General features: G+C 38.8%; 15 protein-coding genes and 1 pseudogene (1 of these 16 cut by a window edge). 15 read left to right on the top strand and 1 reads right to left on the bottom strand.

The genetic code is table 11. The features are described 5' to 3' along the window. The 15 genes and pseudogenes from COS96_00735 to COS96_00665 form a co-directional block, all read left to right on the top strand. A pseudogene (locus COS96_00735) lies at positions 1–59 on the top strand (hypothetical protein) (it extends 346 nt beyond the left edge of the window). Further along, positions 31–336, top strand: coding sequence for a hypothetical protein (locus COS96_00730; GenBank protein ID PIU44120.1), 306 nt, complete (start codon positions 31–33; stop codon positions 334–336). Before COS96_00735 ends, COS96_00730 begins: the two are co-directional and overlap by 29 nt. 10 nt (positions 337–346) lie before the next feature. Next, positions 347–1,396, top strand: coding sequence for a phenylalanine--tRNA ligase subunit alpha (locus COS96_00725; protein ID PIU44119.1), 1,050 nt, complete (start codon positions 347–349; stop codon positions 1,394–1,396). Positions 1,397–1,399: 3 nt separating this feature from the next. Then, positions 1,400–3,436: a phenylalanine--tRNA ligase subunit beta gene (pheT, locus tag COS96_00720; GenBank protein ID PIU44118.1), complete on the top strand. Its 2,037-nt coding sequence runs from the start codon at positions 1,400–1,402 to the stop codon at positions 3,434–3,436. Positions 3,437–3,448: 12 nt separating this feature from the next. Continuing rightward, positions 3,449–5,374 (top strand): DNA topoisomerase (ATP-hydrolyzing) subunit B, encoded by a 1,926-nt coding sequence (gyrB, locus tag COS96_00715; protein PIU44117.1) that lies wholly within the window; start codon positions 3,449–3,451, stop codon positions 5,372–5,374. Positions 5,375–5,467: 93 nt separating this feature from the next. Next, positions 5,468–5,662: a preprotein translocase subunit SecE gene (gene secE, locus COS96_00710; GenBank protein ID PIU44116.1), complete on the top strand. Its 195-nt coding sequence runs from the start codon at positions 5,468–5,470 to the stop codon at positions 5,660–5,662. Positions 5,663–5,666: 4 nt separating this feature from the next. Further along, positions 5,667–6,212, top strand: a complete 546-nt coding sequence (locus COS96_00705; GenBank protein ID PIU44115.1) for a transcription termination/antitermination protein NusG — start codon at positions 5,667–5,669, stop codon at positions 6,210–6,212. A 5-nt stretch (positions 6,213–6,217) separates the two neighbouring features. After that, complete coding sequence (gene rplK / locus COS96_00700) at positions 6,218–6,640, top strand: 50S ribosomal protein L11 (GenBank protein ID PIU44114.1); 423 nt, start codon at positions 6,218–6,220, stop codon at positions 6,638–6,640. Between the two features lie 16 nt (positions 6,641–6,656). Continuing rightward, on the top strand, positions 6,657–7,232 hold the full coding sequence (dcd, locus tag COS96_00695; GenBank protein PIU44113.1) for a dCTP deaminase: 576 nt from the start codon (positions 6,657–6,659) through the stop codon (positions 7,230–7,232). Between the two features lie 4 nt (positions 7,233–7,236). Beyond that, positions 7,237–8,838 (top strand): hypothetical protein, encoded by a 1,602-nt coding sequence (locus COS96_00690; GenBank protein ID PIU44112.1) that lies wholly within the window; start codon positions 7,237–7,239, stop codon positions 8,836–8,838. A 42-nt stretch (positions 8,839–8,880) separates the two neighbouring features. After that, complete coding sequence (locus tag COS96_00685) at positions 8,881–9,312, top strand: NUDIX hydrolase (GenBank protein ID PIU44111.1); 432 nt, start codon at positions 8,881–8,883, stop codon at positions 9,310–9,312. 31 nt (positions 9,313–9,343) lie between these two features. Further along, positions 9,344–10,567: a serine hydroxymethyltransferase gene (locus COS96_00680; protein ID PIU44110.1), complete on the top strand. Its 1,224-nt coding sequence runs from the start codon at positions 9,344–9,346 to the stop codon at positions 10,565–10,567. Between the two features lie 3 nt (positions 10,568–10,570). Further along, entirely contained in the window at positions 10,571–11,110 is a 540-nt protein-coding gene (locus tag COS96_00675) for a hypothetical protein (GenBank protein ID PIU44109.1), read from the top strand. 355 nt (positions 11,111–11,465) lie between these two features. Then, positions 11,466–12,047 carry a hypothetical protein gene (locus COS96_00670; GenBank protein ID PIU44108.1) on the top strand — a complete coding sequence of 194 codons (582 nt, stop codon included), beginning with the start codon at positions 11,466–11,468 and terminating at the stop codon, positions 12,045–12,047. 30 nt (positions 12,048–12,077) lie between these two features. Then, positions 12,078–13,565, top strand: a complete 1,488-nt coding sequence (locus COS96_00665; protein ID PIU44107.1) for an Asp-tRNA(Asn)/Glu-tRNA(Gln) amidotransferase subunit GatB — start codon at positions 12,078–12,080, stop codon at positions 13,563–13,565. Here the strand turns inward: COS96_00665 and COS96_00660 are convergent. Next, positions 13,551–15,665, bottom strand: coding sequence for a tRNA (adenosine(37)-N6)-dimethylallyltransferase MiaA (locus COS96_00660; GenBank protein ID PIU44106.1), 2,115 nt, complete (start codon positions 15,663–15,665; stop codon positions 13,551–13,553). The two genes, COS96_00665 and COS96_00660, sit on opposite strands and share 15 nt — an antisense overlap. Between the last annotated feature and the right edge of the window lie 239 nt (positions 15,666–15,904).

The following is a 15,904-nucleotide window of genomic DNA, read 5'->3' as shown; positions in this document are numbered from 1 at the left end:
TCCTCGCTGGTCAAATTGAGAAGATTAAGGATGGAATGGGAAAAATTGTTTTTGTCTGATTGCGAAAGAAAAGATAAAATGACAAAAATAAATTATATCGGCGCAGATCACTTTTTGTTAGGGAAAGATATTGATTTTTCTTCAAAGTTTAATGAATTGGACGATAGGGTTTTGCATATCCATGGAGAGAAAGACCCTGCTGTTCCGCGGGAAAGTTTGAATTTCAAATTCAGCAATCAAATAATTGTTAAGGGCGGAGACCATCAAATGGAGAGGCCGGATTTAATGGAGCAGTGGCTCCCAAAAGCAGTAGATTTTTTATTGGGAAAGAGGTAAAATGTATAATATGATCGGGAAACTTGAAGAAATAAAAAAACAGGCAGGGGAAGAAATTAATTCAATCGGAGCGATTGAAGAGCTGAAAAAAATTGAGAAAAAATATTTAGACAAAAAACAGGGGGAGCTTGTTCAGATTTTTCATTCCTTAAAGGATTTGGCCGGAGAAGAAAAAATTGAAGTCGGTAAGAAAGCGAACGAAGTGAGGTCATTTTTGATAGAAGCTCTAAAAAGCAAAGCGGTTGAGATTAAGGCGAAGGAAGATGGAGGGAGCGGAGAAGAATGGCTTGACATCACTATTCCCGGCAAAAAAATTGAAATAGGCCATTTGCATCCGATTACTTTGGTTCGCCGGGAAGTGGAGGGTATTTTTAAATCAATGGGTTTTAATGTCGCTGACGGGCCGGAGATAGAGACGCAATGGAACAACTTTGATGCTTTGAATTTCGCCAAGGACCATCCGGCGAAAGACGGCTGGGACACTTTCTGGATTAAATCCGATAAAGCAATAGATCCGGATAGTCCCGAAAGATTGCTTTTAAGGCCTCATACCAGTCCGGTTCAAATCCGCTATATGAAAGAGCATCAGCCACCTTTAAGAATAATCATCCCCGGCAGAGTTTATAGAAACGAAGCCACAGACGCTTCTCATGAATTCCAACTTCATCAGGTTGAGGGTTTAATGGTTGATAAGGATATAAATGTCGCTAATTTTAAATATGTAATTTTGGAGTTTCTGAAGAAGTTTTTTAAGAGAGAAGTAAAAATTCGTTTAAGGCCTAGCTTTTTTCCTTTCACTGAACCGAGTTTTGAAATTGATTTTTCTTGTATAATTTGCGGAGGAAAGGGGTGCCGAGTCTGCAAGCAAACAGGATGGATAGAAATGATGGGCGCAGGCATGGTTCATCCTAATGTTTTGAAAAATGCCGGAGTGAATTCTAAGCTATGGACGGGATTTGCTTTTGGCTTCGGCTTGGACAGATTGGTGATGATGAAATATAAAATTGATGATGTCCGCTGGTTCAATTCCGGCGACCTAAGATTCCTAAAACAATTTTAGAATATGTTGTTTTCATATAATTGGTTAAAAAAATACGTGAAGGGGTTGCCTGATCCGCAAAAAACGGCTGATTTATTGATCAAGCACAGCTTTGAAGTAGAAGAAATCAAAAAAAATGGAAATGATTGGGTTTTGGATGTTAAGGTTTTGTCCAATAGAGCTGATTGCTTCAGTCATTTGGGAATCGCCGGAGAATTAGCAGTTGCCTTGGGGAAAAAGCTACCCGCCTTCGTCCCGCTGAAAGCGGGACTACGGCGCGGCAAAGGCGGAAAATTTAAGGTTGTTGTTGAGGAGAAAAATCTTTGCCGGCGCTATACAGCTATTTTATTGGAAAATGTTAAGGTAGGGGAGTCGCCGATAAAAATAAAAGAAAGATTGCAGTTTTGCGGAATCAATTCCATAAACAGCGTGGTTGATGCTGTAAATTATGTGATGCTGGAAACAGGACAACCCTTACACGTCTTCGACTTTGACAAAGTCTCAGACGTGAATTTCAAAGTTCAAAGTTCAAAGTTCAAAGTTCTAAAAAAAATTATCGTAAGACGAGCGAAAGCTAATGAGAAAATAACTACACTAGATGATAAAGAATATAAGTTGAATGAAAGTATTTTGGTTATTGCTGACGAAGAAGAGCCATTGGCTATCGCCGGAATCAAGGGTGGTAAAAAAGCAGAAGTCGGTTCGGGAAGCAAGAACATTTTAATAGAATCGGCTAATTTTGACCGTTTAGCCATCAGGAAGGGCTCAAGAAGTTTGGGGTTAAGGACAGACGCTTCTCTTCGTTTTGAGCACGGATTAGACCCTAATCTGACAATGGAGGCGATAGGGAAAGCAGTTAACTTGATTCAAGATTTGGCCGGTGGGAAGGTGACAGGGGGAATTGATTTTTATCCTAAGCCCGTTAATCCTTGGCGGATAAAATTAGACATTGAGAAAGTCGGCAAGATACTCGGAGTTGAAATAACCGAAGAGAGGATCATTAAAATTTTAGAGAATTTGAATTTAGCGGTTGTTAAAAAAAATAAGGATTCTGTTTTGTTCAAGGTTCCGACATTCAGGCAGGATTTAAAAATTCAAGAAGATTTGGCGGAGGAGGCGGGGAGATTTTACGGATTTGAGAAAATTTCCATTCAGGCGCCGATGGTTTATTTAAAACCGGAAGAAAGGAATGAAAATATTTTTTGGGAAGATAGGGCTAAGGATATTTTGAAGGAAATCGGATTTTCCGAAGTTTTTAATTATTCATTTATCAGCGAAGACGAGAAAGATTTATTCGGATTTAATTCTGCCGATTTGACGGAAATAGAAAATCCATTGAGCTCCGAGCAAAAATATTTGAGGCCTATTTTAGAGGTGAGTTTATTGAAAAATATCAAGACTAATCAGAATAATTTTGATGAAATTAATATTTTTGAATTAGGGAAAGTATTCAGAAAAATTAAAACTAAAAACGAAAAATGTAAAATAACGGAAGAAAGGATATTAACCGCGATGATGACGGGGGAGAGGTTTTGCGAAATGAAAGGGGTTGTTAATTTGCTTTTAAAGAAATTGGGCATAGCCGGCGCGTCTTATGAGGAGTTTGAAAACGGAGCAAGAATTAATGTTAATCAAAGCGCAGTCGGTTGTTTAGGCGGTTTTTTGCCGAGAATTTTAAAAGCGCTGAAAATTTCCCGACCATTAACAATTTTCACTCTTGATTTTGAGGCGCTTCAAAAATTGTCTTCAGAAGAGAATAATTATTGTCCCATATCCCGTTTTCCTTCAGCAATGAGGGATCTGGCTGTTCTTGTGCCTGTAAAAACAAAAATAGCGGAAGTTATTGCCAAGATGAAGCAATTTGGGGGTGTTGTCACCAAAGAGATTGATTTGTTTGATATTTTTGAAGGCGATAATATATCTCAAGGGAAAAAGAATCTTGCTTTCCATATAATTTATCAATCCGGCGACAGGACTTTATCCCCAGAGGAAATTGACGAAATTCATGCTAAAATAGTTAAGGGATTGGAAGTAGAGGCAGGTTGGGAAGTGAGAAAGTAAATATTTAATTTTATGGAAAAAGATATAAAAGCAAAAAAATCTGATTACGGCGCCAAGGACATTTATGTTCTTGAGGGGCTTGAACCGGTAAGAAAGAGGCCGGGAATGTATATTGGTTCAACAGGGCCGGAGGGATTGCACCATCTGATATGGGAGATTTTTGATAACTCCTTGGATGAGGCTATGGCCGGTTTTTGTAATAAGATCAGCGTTGAGCTTCTACCTGATAATAGGGTAAGGTGCGAAGATAATGGCAGGGGAATTCCGATAGAAAAACATGCTCAAACAAAGAAATCGTCTTTGGAAACAGTTATGACTACTCTCCATGCCGGAGGAAAATTCGGCGGAGAGGCTTATAAGGTTTCCGGCGGACTGCACGGAGTCGGACTTTCTGTCGTCTGCGCCCTTTCCAAATATTTAAGGGCGGAAATCAGCAGAGACGGAATTAAAGTTGCCCAAGAATATGTTAAGGGAAAAGTGAAAACAGCTGTTCAAAAGATAGGGACTTCCCGGGAAACAGGAACGGTAATCATTTTTGAGCCTGATCAGGAAATTTTTCCCGAAATAGAATTTAATCTTAAAAAGATATTAAAGCATCTTCGCCAGCAGGCTTATCTGACCAAAGGGATAAGGATTGATGTTCGCGATAAAAGAGAAAAACCGGAAGCCTCTTATACTTTTTACTTTGAAGGAGGGGTTGAATCTTATGTTAAATATCTGACGGGAAAAACTCCGGCTCGCCACGAAAATATTTTTTATTGTTCAGGAGAGAAGAGTAATATTTTTGTTGAATCAGCTTTCCGCTATACTGAAGAATTTGAATGTTACGAAGAGAGTTTTGCCAACAACATCAACACTATAGAGGGAGGGACTCATTTGACCGGATTTAGAGCTACTTTAACCAGGGTATTTAATGATTATGCTAGAAAGAATAATCTTCTCAAAGAAAAAGACCCCAATCTGACAGGAGAAGACATAAGGGAGGGATTAACAGCTGTTATTTCGGTAAAGATAAGAGAACCGCAATTTGAAGGACAGACCAAGGGAAAACTTGGAAATCCGGAAGCGAGGACAGCGGTTGAGTCAGTTGTCGGGGAAACATTAACCGATTTTCTTGAAAGAAATCCCAACGACGCTAAAGCGATTATAGAAAAATGCGCCCTTTCCCAGCGAGCAAGAAATGTGGCTCGAGTAGCTAAAGAAACGGTCTTAAGAAAAGGGGCTTTAAGGGGATTGGCTTTACCGGGAAAATTAGCAGATTGTACTTCAAGGAAGCCGGAGGAATCAGAACTTTATCTGGTGGAAGGAGATTCTGCCGGAGGCTCAAGTAAACAGGCTAGGGATAGGCATTTTCAGGCCATATTACCTTTGAGAGGAAAGGTTTTGAACGTAGAAAGAGCCCGTTTGGACAAAGTTTTGGCATCAAAAGAAATCAGGAATTTAGTTATCGCTTTGGGAACTGCTATTGGCGATGATTTTGATATAGAACGATTAAGATATCACAGAATAATTATAATGTGCGACGCTGATTCTGACGGAAGCCATATCCGAGCCTTGCTTCTAACTTTCTTTTACCGCCATTTCAAGCCAATTCTTGAAAAAGGATATGTCTATATCGCCCAGCCACCGTTATATAAAATTAAATCAGGAAAAGATATTAAATACGCTTATACCGAAGATCAGCAAATAGCGATTTTTAAGGGTATGGAAAAAACAACCGGCATTGATATTCAGAGATATAAAGGTTTGGGAGAAATGAATGCGGAGGAATTATGGGAGACGACTATGAATCCCGAACACAGGGTTTTGCTTCAAGTCCATATTGATGACGGCAAAGAAACAGATGAGATTTTTGACACATTGATGGGTTCAGAGGTTTCCCCGCGTAAGAAGTTTATCCAGACCCACGCTAAGAGAGTCAAGAATCTTGACATATAGGAGTTGGAGGAAAATTGACAAGGGAAATTCGTTTTGATAACATGGGAAAGAAGCCCAAAGGGGCTTTTTAAATAACGTTAATTTAAAGAAAGTATGAATATTTTTAACAGATTAGTTAATTTTTTGAAAGAAGTAAAGGTTGAATTAAAAAAAGTCAATTGGCCGTCTCGCCAGGAGACTTTCAGATACACAATGATTGTTATCTGCGTTTCTGTGGCGGTAGCCGCTTTTTTAGGGGGGCTTGATAAGCTATTCGGCTTCTTGCTTGATAAGTTTTTAATTAAATAGAATCATGTCAAAACAAAAATTACCACAAGAAAAAAATTGGTATGTCATCCACACTTATTCCGGATATGAAGACGCTGTGGCGAAAAATCTACAGCAAAGAGTTGATTCCCTGGGAATGGATGATAAAATTTTTAATGTCATAGTTCCGAGAGAAAAGAAAATTAAAATAAAGAACGGCAAGAGAAAGATGATTGAAGAAAAAATATATCCGGGCTATGTTTTGGTGGAAATGATTGTTACTGATGATTCCTGGTATGTCGTTAGGAATACTCCCAATGTGACCGGTTTTGTCGGTTCAGGAACGACTCCAATACCTGTTTCTCTTGAGGAGATAAAGACTCTTCAGAAGAGAATGGGTGTTGATACGCCTAAGTATAAGATAGAGGTTAATGTAGGGGACGCAGTAAAAATTACCGATGGGCCATTCAGTGATTTTGACGGCAAGGTTTCGGAAGTTGATCGAGAAAAAGGAAAGGTAAAAGTTTTGGTCAATATGTTTGGAAGAGATACGCCGGTTGAATTAGATTCATTACAATTAAGAAAAGTATAAAATATATGGCAAAAGCAATAAAAGCAATTATAAAACTTCAGATACCGGCAGGCAGCGCCACTCCGGCTCCTCCTGTTGGTCCGGCATTGGCTCAACATGGGGTAAATATCGGCGAGTTTATTCAAAAATTTAACGAGGCTACAAAAGCTTCCTCTGGATTTAAAATTCCGGTGGAGATTACTGTTTTCACTGATAGGACTTATAGTTTTATTTTGAAGCAGCCACCTGCCTCTCAGCTCATTAAGAAAGAAATTGGTATAGAGAAGGGTTCCGGCGCTCCTAATAAGAAGAAGGTTGCTAAGATGACGAAAGAGCAGGTTAGGAAAGTTGCCCTTCAAAAAATGCCTGACTTAAACACTGATAACATTGAACAGGCGATGAAGACTATTGAGGGCACAGCCAAGAACATGGGCATAGAAATACAATAATTAATAATTAAGGAATATGATTCTATCTGATCTCGATATAAAAAAATATATAGAAGAGGGGAAAATAAAAATAGAACCTTCTCCTGATTTTGAAAAACAATTAGGACCTTGTTCTCTGGATATGCATCTGGGGAACGAATTCAGAATTTTCAAGCCTTCAAATTATTCATTTATTGATGTAAGGAAAAGTAAAAGTTCAGAAGAATCAATGGAAGAATTTTTTATAGAAGATGATTGCCCGTTTATAATTCAGCCGAGGGAATTTGTCATTGCCGTTACTAAAGAAAATATAATTTTGCCTGATAGCTTAATGGGACGCTTGGACGGAAGATCTTCGTTGGGGAGGATAGGACTGGTTGTCCATTCAACCGCGGCCAGGTTTGATCCAGGATGGCACGGAAAAGCGGTAATGGAATTCGGAAATATGAGCGTTAGGCCAATTATTCTGTATCCGGGAATGAGAATCTGCGCCATGACTTTTGAAACCCTTTCCAGTCCGGCTGAAATCATTTATACGAAGCAGAAAGATCATAAGTACGCCGGACAGCAAGGAGCTGTCGGAAGCAGATTAAGCGAAGAACCTAAATCCTAAACCTATGTCTTTATCAACTTCTAATCTTAAAATCAAATTTTTGGGAATCATCCCTGTTTTTAAAGACGAGACAGGGGTTTTAAATCCTCAAGAAATAGTCGCTCTTTCCGGACTCCTTACTTTTAGCGGAAAATCAATTGAAAATGTCCTGAAAGAAATAACAGATAAAGGTGAAAATCTTAACGATAAAATAAAAAACATTTTAAGGAAGTCGTCTTTGATAGGCCACGCCTCAATGTCCACGACTCCGGTATTGTCTTTTTCCTACGAGGCGAGTAAATTTCTTGACTCCGGATTAACCGGCATAGTTTTTGCTTCAGCTATAATGGCGTCAGGAAGAAGAACCGATACGACAATTAATGACATTGTCTACCCTTCATCCATATCAGAAAACGAGAAGGCGTCTGAAATCTACAGAATAGCCTCGGAGAAAAATATAAATATCCTCAATTGGCTTTTAGGACAAGGCGTTCAAAAAGACGAGGCCAGCAAGATACTTCAATACGGAATTTACGGCACAGGAATAATTCAATTGCCGATAGAATCAATTGTTTCCCTGAAAAGGGAATACGAAGTTGAAAAAGAATGGATGCCTGAAGAAATCGGAATGGTGCTTAAGGAAGTGGGAAAAGAGTTAAAGAAATTTGGCGTTGATCTTTTATATGCTACGAGAGTGGTTGCTCCGAGAAACACTTATCCGTTCCCCAGTATTTTTAGAGATCCGAAAGAAATAAGTTTGGTCAGAGACATCGCCAAAAAGAAGAAGAGTAAAGAAGATTTTCAAATTGTATCCAGCGATTTTGTTGTTACGCCGGCCTTGAAAAAAAGATTAGACGGATTAAAAAAGGAAATTGAGGAGGCTGTTAAGGACAGAACAACATTCAAAGACAAATGGATGGGATTGCTTGAGAAACGCCAACAGATAGCGAGGGACTATGGACTATCGGCCAATATCAAGATGTTTTCTTCGGTTGCCTGGAGGGTTTGGGGCGATAAGAAAAGGCACAGGACGGTTCCTATGGTTGTGGAGTCGGTCTATTATTGCGCTGAACGGGCAGTTAAAGTTTTCAATAAATATAAAACAAGCATTAAGGACAAAAAAGTCAGCCCGAAAATGATTGATGCCCTTAATTCGGTATTTTCCATACCGCCAAGTGTCAGGAATAATAAAGAGTTCTTATGTGGATATTTGGGAAGAGCATTAGATTCTTTGGAAGTTTATTCTCGTTTGATCTCCATGGGAGTAAGGGAGCGAGATGCCATATTTGTTATTCCAAGGGGTTTGAGAATAGACGTTGTTCAGGATTATAATCTTTTCAACTTAATTGCCGGTTATTATCCCTTGAGAACTTGTTCTACGGTTGAGGAAGAGTTGAGGAGATTGAGTCTCAAAGAGGTGATAGCCATTAAGAATTTACTGAAAAAAAAGAAATTGGGATGGCTGGCTGAACATATTGCTCCAAAGTGCTTTGCGGCCGGATTTTGTCTGGAAAATAAATGCTGCGGGGCGATAAAGGCCTTAACTAAAGATTATGATGAGCAATTCCATAAAGAAATGATGAAAGACCTGGAATCAAAATTCCAAACCACCTTAGGAGAATTATAGTCGTAAATTTTTAATTTTCAATTTTCAATATAAATTATAAATATGGAGAGGTTTAAAATAACGCCGGCTGTATACTTGGTGTTGATTAGAAATAATAGCATTCTGCTCTTAAGAAGATTTAATACGGGGTTTCACGATGGCGAGTATGATTTTCCCGCCGGACACGTTGATAGTGGCGAAACTTTCAGTGAGGCAGTCTTCAGGGAGGTGAAGGAAGAGGTTGGTATAGATATAGAGCCGAAAGATTTGGAGTTGATTCATGTAATTCACAAAAAGCAATCTGATCAAGAAAGAATAGAGATTTATTTTAGAATTAACAATTGGAAAAGCGAGCCTAAAATAATGGAGCCCAATAAATGCGATGATTTAAAATGGTTTAGCTTGGATGAATTGCCTAAAAACTTTATGCCCCATTCAAGGCAAGCATTAAAATGCATTTTAGGTGGTATAATTTATAGCGAATTCGGCTGGTAAAGCATTATACTTAATACTTAATACTAATTCTATGGACAAAGTTTTAACTCTTCTGCAAAAACACAATAAATGGAGAAAGGAGTGTATTAATTTAATCGCTTCCGAGAACGTAATGTCTCCCTTAGCCGAGAAATGTTATTGTTCTGACCTGATGCATCGGTATGCTGAGGGATTGCCTTATAAAAGATATTATAGAGGATTAAAATATGTTGACCCGATAGAGGAAGCGACCATAGAAGAATTTAAAAAGCAATTTAAAGCCAATTTCGTTGATATCCGCCCCATTTCCGGAACAATAGCTAATCTAGCTGTTTTTTCCGCGCTCGCCGAAAGAGGGGATAATATTATTACTCTCGGTATTGCCGGAGGCTCTCACGTTTCTCACGAAAAAGTCGGCGCGGCCGGAATGTTGGGACTGAATGTTTCTCATTTTCCCTTTGATCAAGAAGGATTGGGTATGGACTTGGAAAAAGCCAAGGCAATGATTTCGGAAATAAAACCTAAATTCATAGTTCTGGGCGGTTCAGTTATTTTATTTCCCCAACCCATAAAAGAATTAAGAAAAGAGTGCGATAAAATCGGCGCTAAAATAGTTTATGATGCCGCGCATGTTTTCGGCCTTATCATCGCCGGATGTTTTCAAAATCCTTTAGCTGAAGGCGCTGATATCATCACTTCATCAACCCATAAAACTTTCCCCGGCCCTCAAGGAGGAATAATTATCGGGAATATTGACGAAGAATTGCAGAAAAAAATCCAGAAAAAAGTTTTCCCCGGATTTTCCTCCAATCATCATCTTCACCGGGTGCCTGCCCTATATGTCGCCCTTAAAGAAATGGAAAAATACGGCAAAAACTACGGGGCGCAGATAATAAAGAACGCTAAGGCCTTGGCCTCAGAACTTGATAAATTGGGATTCAGCGTTAGAGGGAAGAAAGGGGGATTTACCAATAGCCATCAAGTAAGCTTGGATGTTGAGAGTCAAGGAGGAGGTGATTTTGTCGCCGGAGAATTGGAGAAAGCTAATATTATATCTAATAAGAATATTATCGTCGTTGGAAAAGTTGATATTGAAAATCCGAGGGGAGTCCGTTTAGGGGCTCAGGAAATGACAAGATATGGAATGAAGGAAAGGGAAATGAAAAAAATCGCCGGATTTATTAAGGGGGTTGTTTTAGATAAAGAAAATCCCGAGTCAATAAGAAAACAAGTAGTTAAATTCAGGAAACAATTCCAAAAAATAAAATATTGTTAAAATATGATATTGGGGATAAAGGAACTTCATAAATTGGTAAAGGAAAAGAAATTAGTGGAAGGTCTCTGCGAGAGGGAATTGAATAATCCCGAAGGGGCTGGTTTTGATTTGCGGATAGGGGAGATATATGAATTGGAAGGAGCAGGTTTTCTGGGGGTAGAAGAGAGAAAGACGCCGGAAATAAAATCTTTAGCTAAATACGATTCCGGAAAACCTTCAAGCTTTGTTTTTAAACCCGGGAAATATTATTTAATGAAAACTATAGAAAAAGTTAATACGCCGGAAGATATTTTGATTCTTTTCCGTCCAAGGACAACCCTTTTCCGCTCCGGCTTGATGATTTTTACAGGCAACGCTTCACCCGGTTATTGCGGAGAATTAACCTTTGGCATCGCTAATCTCGGTCCCTGCGAAGTGGAGATTGAGATGGGAGCCAGAGTGGCTCATGCAATGTTTTACGAGGTAAAAGGGGAGGCAAATCTTTATCGCGGGCAGTGGCAGGGAGGCAGGGTGGCCACAGACAAAAAAGAAACCCAAATCTAACAAAAGGAGCTAAGCTCCCTTTGAATTATTTGCGGTGAGGCGTTGGGGAGGGGCGTTAGCTTGAAATCACAAATCGTGGCATCAAGCGAGATGTTGACGTCAGACATCAACACATCCTTATTTCCTTTTTTGCTCAATTGCGGCGCATATGCGCGTAATTGATTTTTCAAAGAAGAGTTGATAGAATTAAAAAAAATGAGGAATTGTAATGTTAAAAAAATTGATAAATCGCAAAAATGCAAAGAACTTGTGAGGGCTTTTCTTTTGTATAATTTTTTAAAGCTTTCTAGCGTCAAAAAAGAAAGATTCTACGAGGCCAAAAGACGCCACCAGTTTCAGGGAAACAAAATTCGGAATTATTCCGCGCGCTGAATTAGCGCGTTTGGAAGCGGAAGGAGTAGAGAGGGGTCTGAAATTTATCAAGGGTTTAATTAAAAAGGATTCTTTGATTTCCTCCGAATTGATTTTGGCCATTCATAAAAAATGTTTTGCGTGGATTTTTCCGAAATCGGCTGGCGAGTTTAGGAAAATTGAAGTAGAAGTTTCCGATTATCATCCGCCGAAGTTTTACAATGTGCCGATTCTGATAAGGCAATTTTGCGATGATTTGAATGAACGTTTGAAGCATATTTCGCCGAAATCAGAAGTGAATAAATATCTCAAAGAAGTAATATCTTTAATTGCTTGGGCTCAGCATCAGTTTGTCTGGATTCATCCTTTTAACGATTATAACGGAAGAACGGCTCGCCTTATAACTAATTTTATATTTTTGAAATTAGGACTTCCACTTCTGGAAATTAAAGTTGAAACGGAAGAAGATAGAAAACGTTATGTTGACGCAATGCAATCGGCTGATAAGCGGGATTATTCTTTATTGGAAGATATTATTTCATCAGCGCTTCAAGAAGCGTTTGAGAGCGGACTTTCCGAAATGTGATTTTATTGTTATTAAAAATTGAGAAATGTTATGGGATATTTTCCGGTGATCGGATTAGAAATACATACTGAACTGAAGACCAAAACGAAAATGTTTTGCGGTTGTTTGAATGATCCGGACGAGAAAAATCCTGCCCGCAATGCTTCGCATAGCGATGCAGGCGGGCCCAATGTTAATATCTGCCCCGTCTGCATGGGTCATCCCGGCACGCTTCCGGTTATAAACAAGGAGGCGGTCAGAAAAGTAATTAAAACGGGACTCGCCGTGGACTGCCAAATTTTAGAAGATTCTAAATTTGACCGAAAAAATTATTTTTACCCTGACTTGCCGAAAGGATATCAGATCAGCCAATACGACAAGCCTTTGTGCTTGAAAGGAGTTTTAAAAGTTGGTGAAAAGAATATTGAGATAACCAGAATTCATCTGGAAGAGGACACCGGCAAGCTGGCTCATTCCGCCGGCCAGGAGTATTCTTTGGTTGATTTTAATCGGGCCGGAATACCCTTGATGGAGCTGGTAACTGAACCGGTGATAACTTCAGCCAAGGAGGCAAGAGAATTTGCTGAAAAATTTCAATTGATTTTGAGATACATAGGCGTTTCTGACGCTGATATGGAAAAGGGACAGATGCGGGTTGAGGCTAATATAAGCATAACAAAGGATTTAAAAAAATTAGGCACAAAAGTTGAAATTAAAAATCTCAATTCTTTTAAATCGGTGGAGAGGGGGATTGATTATGAAATTAAAAGACAGGAAGAAGTTTTAATTTCCGGCGGAAAAATTATTCAAGAAACAAGGGGTTGGGACGAAGTTAAGGGGAAAACATTCAGTCAGAGGGAAAAAGAAGGGGCTCATGACTACCGCTATTTCCCTGAACCGGACCTGCCTCCTATGGAAATCAGTTCCGAACTGATTAATGAAATTAAAGCTGAATTGCCGGAATTGCCGAGTCAAAGAGGGGAAAGATTTAAGAGAGATTACTTTTTGGATGAAAAAATTGCTGAAGTTTTGGTGGCAAATAAATCCTTGGGCGATTATTTTGAAAAAGTTGTTTCTACCGTAAAGAATAGAGAAGACAAAAACTTTATTAAACTTGCCTCTAATTACATAATCACTGTCTTGCAGTCGTTTTTCAATAAGTCTTCATCGGTTAAGTCAACTGAAGGAAAGGATTTTAAAGCTTCGCCGGAAAATTTTGCCGAGGTCATCCTTTCAGTTGAAGATGGAAGAATTTCTTCAACGATTGCCAAGGTTATTCTGGAGGAAATGTTTGAAACGGGGAAAAATCCCTCTCTCATCATAAAGGAGAAAGGGTTGGTTCAGATTACTGATGAGGGGGATTTGAATAGCATCGTCAAGGAAGTGATTTCAGAAAATCAGAAGGCTGTAGAGGATTTTAAGAAAGGGAAAGAAGCTTCCGTTCAATTTATGATCGGAAAGTTGATGGAGAAAACAAAGGGGAAAGCAAATCCGGATATTGTTAGAAAGTTATTGAGAGATAATTTAGCCGGTAGCTAAGAATTTTTTCGCTGATGCGAACGCCTCTTTCTCATTTTTGACCCAATTAATTCTTTTATCTCTTTTAAACCAAGTCATCTGGCGTTTAGCGTATTGGAGAGTGTGAGACTTGATAATATCTCTAACTTTTTGTTTATCTTCCGTAGTTTTAACACAGGAGGACCACTCCTGATAGCCAATCGTTCTCATAGAGGGAATCTCAAAGCCGTATTTATCAGCCAATCCATCAGCTTCTTTTTTTAAGCCTCGCCTGATCATTGCGTCTACCCTTTCGGATATTCTTTTTTTCAGGCAATTTTTAGGCGCTTCCGTCCCAATTATCAGACAATCAAACCGCTTGTTTTTCTTAAGAAGAGGGACAGGTTTTTTTGTCTTTAAGACAATTTCAATCGCCCGAATAAGCCGTTGAGGATTTTTTCTTTCAATAGTCTCGGCTCTTTGAGGGTCTATTTTTTTGAGTATTTTAAAAAGCTCGTCCACGGATTTTTTATTGTATTTTTCTCTTAATTTACAATCAGGGGCAACCTTAGGGATGGTAATTCCGTCCACTATTGATTGAATGTAAAATCCCGTCCCCCCGACCAGTATTGGGATTTTTCCATTATTGTATATTTCTCTTATTTTATCTACAGCCAGTTTTTCGTATTGAGCGACAGTGAAATTTTCATCAGGAGAAACTATGTTTAAAAGATGATGGGGGACGCCCTTCATTTCTTTTTTGGATATTTTAGCCGTGCCGATGTTCATTTCCTTGTAGATTTGTCTGGAGTCGGCTGAAATAATTTCCCCGTTAAGTTTTTTGGCTAATTCTACGGCCATTTTGCTTTTTCCGGAAGCGGTTTGTCCGACGATAACGATCAATTTTGGCAGAAGCTCTCCGTTTAATCCCCATATCAGCGTTTCGGCAATTTTCGCTTTGACGAATTCTCCAATTTTTTTCCTTGCCTCGCCGAAGCCCGTATGGGCGTAGGCGGGTTTCCATTGTAGCTTAACTGTTTTATAGGCGCGGGTTTTCCCGAACAGAAATCCGTCTTTCTCTTTCTCAACCAAAACCTCAACCTCCCTGCCTTCATATTTTTTATTATTTTCAAAAGCAGTTTTTTTGAGAATTTCAGTCAGAACCCTGTCTCTTCTGCCTTTTTCTTCAAGAGAAATGTCATTTTTAAGTTTGGCGGCAGGTGTTCCCGGCCGTGGCGAATACTGGGATATGTAAGCCATATCAAAACAGACTTCCTTGAAAAGCTTGGCTGTATTATTGAATTGCTTTTTTGTTTCTCCGGGAAATCCAACGATGACGTCAGTGGATAGGGCGATGTCAGGTATTTTTTCTCTGATTTTTTTGACCAAATCTTTATATTGCTTAACGGTATACGGCCGATTCATTTTTTTTAATATTTTATCATCTCCGGATTGGACAGGAAAATTGAGGTATTCGGTCATTTTTTCACATTCAGCCATAGCCTTAATTATTTCATCGGAGAAATCCTTGGGATGAGGGGAAGTAAATCTGATCCAAAAATTTCCGGGAATTTTATTAACCATTCTCAATAGCTTGGCAAAATTAATGTTTTTAGATTTGTAAGAATTCACGTTTTGTCCCAATAGCCATATTTCTTTTGCCCCACCGGCAACAGCGTTTTTAATTTCTTTTATTATTTCTTTATAGTCTCTTGATTTCTCCCGTCCACGCGTGTAGGGAACGGCGCAATAAGAGCAGAAATTATTGCATCCGCTGGCAATGGGAACAAGGGCGCTGAAAGCGCTTTTTTGTTTTGGTTTGACATTTAGACCGTTTTTAAAATCCTTGATATCCAAAATTGAACCAAACTTTTTCTTTAATTTTTCTTTGTCTTTTTTTAAAATACAGCCGGTGGCAATAATCTTTCCTCCGCGGGCGGATAATTTGGAAAAATAATTTATTTTACCATATAGCCGGTCAACTGCCGATTGTCGGATAGAGCACATGTTGACCACAATTAAATCAGCCTCTTCTATTTTTGAAGCCTGAAGATAGCCGGTTCTTTCCAAAACAGTCGCGATCCTTTCGCTATCAGAATGATTCATTTGGCAACCATATGTGATAATAAAGTATTTTTTCATACTAACATTTTAGCATATTAACATTTTAGTATATTAACATCTTAACATAAGTTTTATAAATTTTAAGTAAAAAAAATAGAAGTACTCGTTTCTATATATTTAGAGTACCTCATAAAAAATTATCCGCGGAGTCTGCCCTCTTGGCTTTCTTCTATCAGGCCGGACAAACCCCCTTGTCCTTGTCCTGCTATTCTTTCCCTCTCTACCTTCCTTTTCTTGATCAATAAAATTAAAATCAG

Source organism: Candidatus Nealsonbacteria bacterium CG07_land_8_20_14_0_80_39_13 (assembly GCA_002779355.1).
In the GTDB taxonomy this organism is placed as follows: Bacteria; Patescibacteriota; Minisyncoccia; order Minisyncoccales.
This window is presented reverse-complemented; position numbering and strand designations above follow the sequence as displayed.

What these genes read in the sequence shown, in the direction of transcription:
- COS96_00665 (PIU44107.1), top strand. Translation starts at nt 12,078, where the DNA reads ATGGGATATTTTCCGGTGATCGGATTAGAAATACATACTGAACTGAAG.
- COS96_00675 (PIU44109.1), top strand. Translation starts at nt 10,571, where the DNA reads ATGATATTGGGGATAAAGGAACTTCATAAATTGGTAAAGGAAAAGAAA.
- secE (PIU44116.1), top strand. Translation starts at nt 5,468, where the DNA reads ATGAATATTTTTAACAGATTAGTTAATTTTTTGAAAGAAGTAAAGGTT.
- COS96_00725 (PIU44119.1), top strand. Translation starts at nt 347, where the DNA reads ATGATCGGGAAACTTGAAGAAATAAAAAAACAGGCAGGGGAAGAAATT.
- gyrB (PIU44117.1), top strand. Translation starts at nt 3,449, where the DNA reads ATGGAAAAAGATATAAAAGCAAAAAAATCTGATTACGGCGCCAAGGAC.
- rplK (PIU44114.1), top strand. Translation starts at nt 6,218, where the DNA reads ATGGCAAAAGCAATAAAAGCAATTATAAAACTTCAGATACCGGCAGGC.
- COS96_00690 (PIU44112.1), top strand. Translation starts at nt 7,237, where the DNA reads ATGTCTTTATCAACTTCTAATCTTAAAATCAAATTTTTGGGAATCATC.
- COS96_00730 (PIU44120.1), top strand. Translation starts at nt 31, where the DNA reads ATGGAATGGGAAAAATTGTTTTTGTCTGATTGCGAAAGAAAAGATAAA.
- pheT (PIU44118.1), top strand. Translation starts at nt 1,400, where the DNA reads ATGTTGTTTTCATATAATTGGTTAAAAAAATACGTGAAGGGGTTGCCT.
- dcd (PIU44113.1), top strand. Translation starts at nt 6,657, where the DNA reads ATGATTCTATCTGATCTCGATATAAAAAAATATATAGAAGAGGGGAAA.
- COS96_00680 (PIU44110.1), top strand. Translation starts at nt 9,344, where the DNA reads ATGGACAAAGTTTTAACTCTTCTGCAAAAACACAATAAATGGAGAAAG.
- COS96_00660 (PIU44106.1), bottom strand. Translation starts at nt 15,665, where the DNA reads ATGAAAAAATACTTTATTATCACATATGGTTGCCAAATGAATCATTCT.
- COS96_00685 (PIU44111.1), top strand. Translation starts at nt 8,881, where the DNA reads ATGGAGAGGTTTAAAATAACGCCGGCTGTATACTTGGTGTTGATTAGA.
- COS96_00705 (PIU44115.1), top strand. Translation starts at nt 5,667, where the DNA reads ATGTCAAAACAAAAATTACCACAAGAAAAAAATTGGTATGTCATCCAC.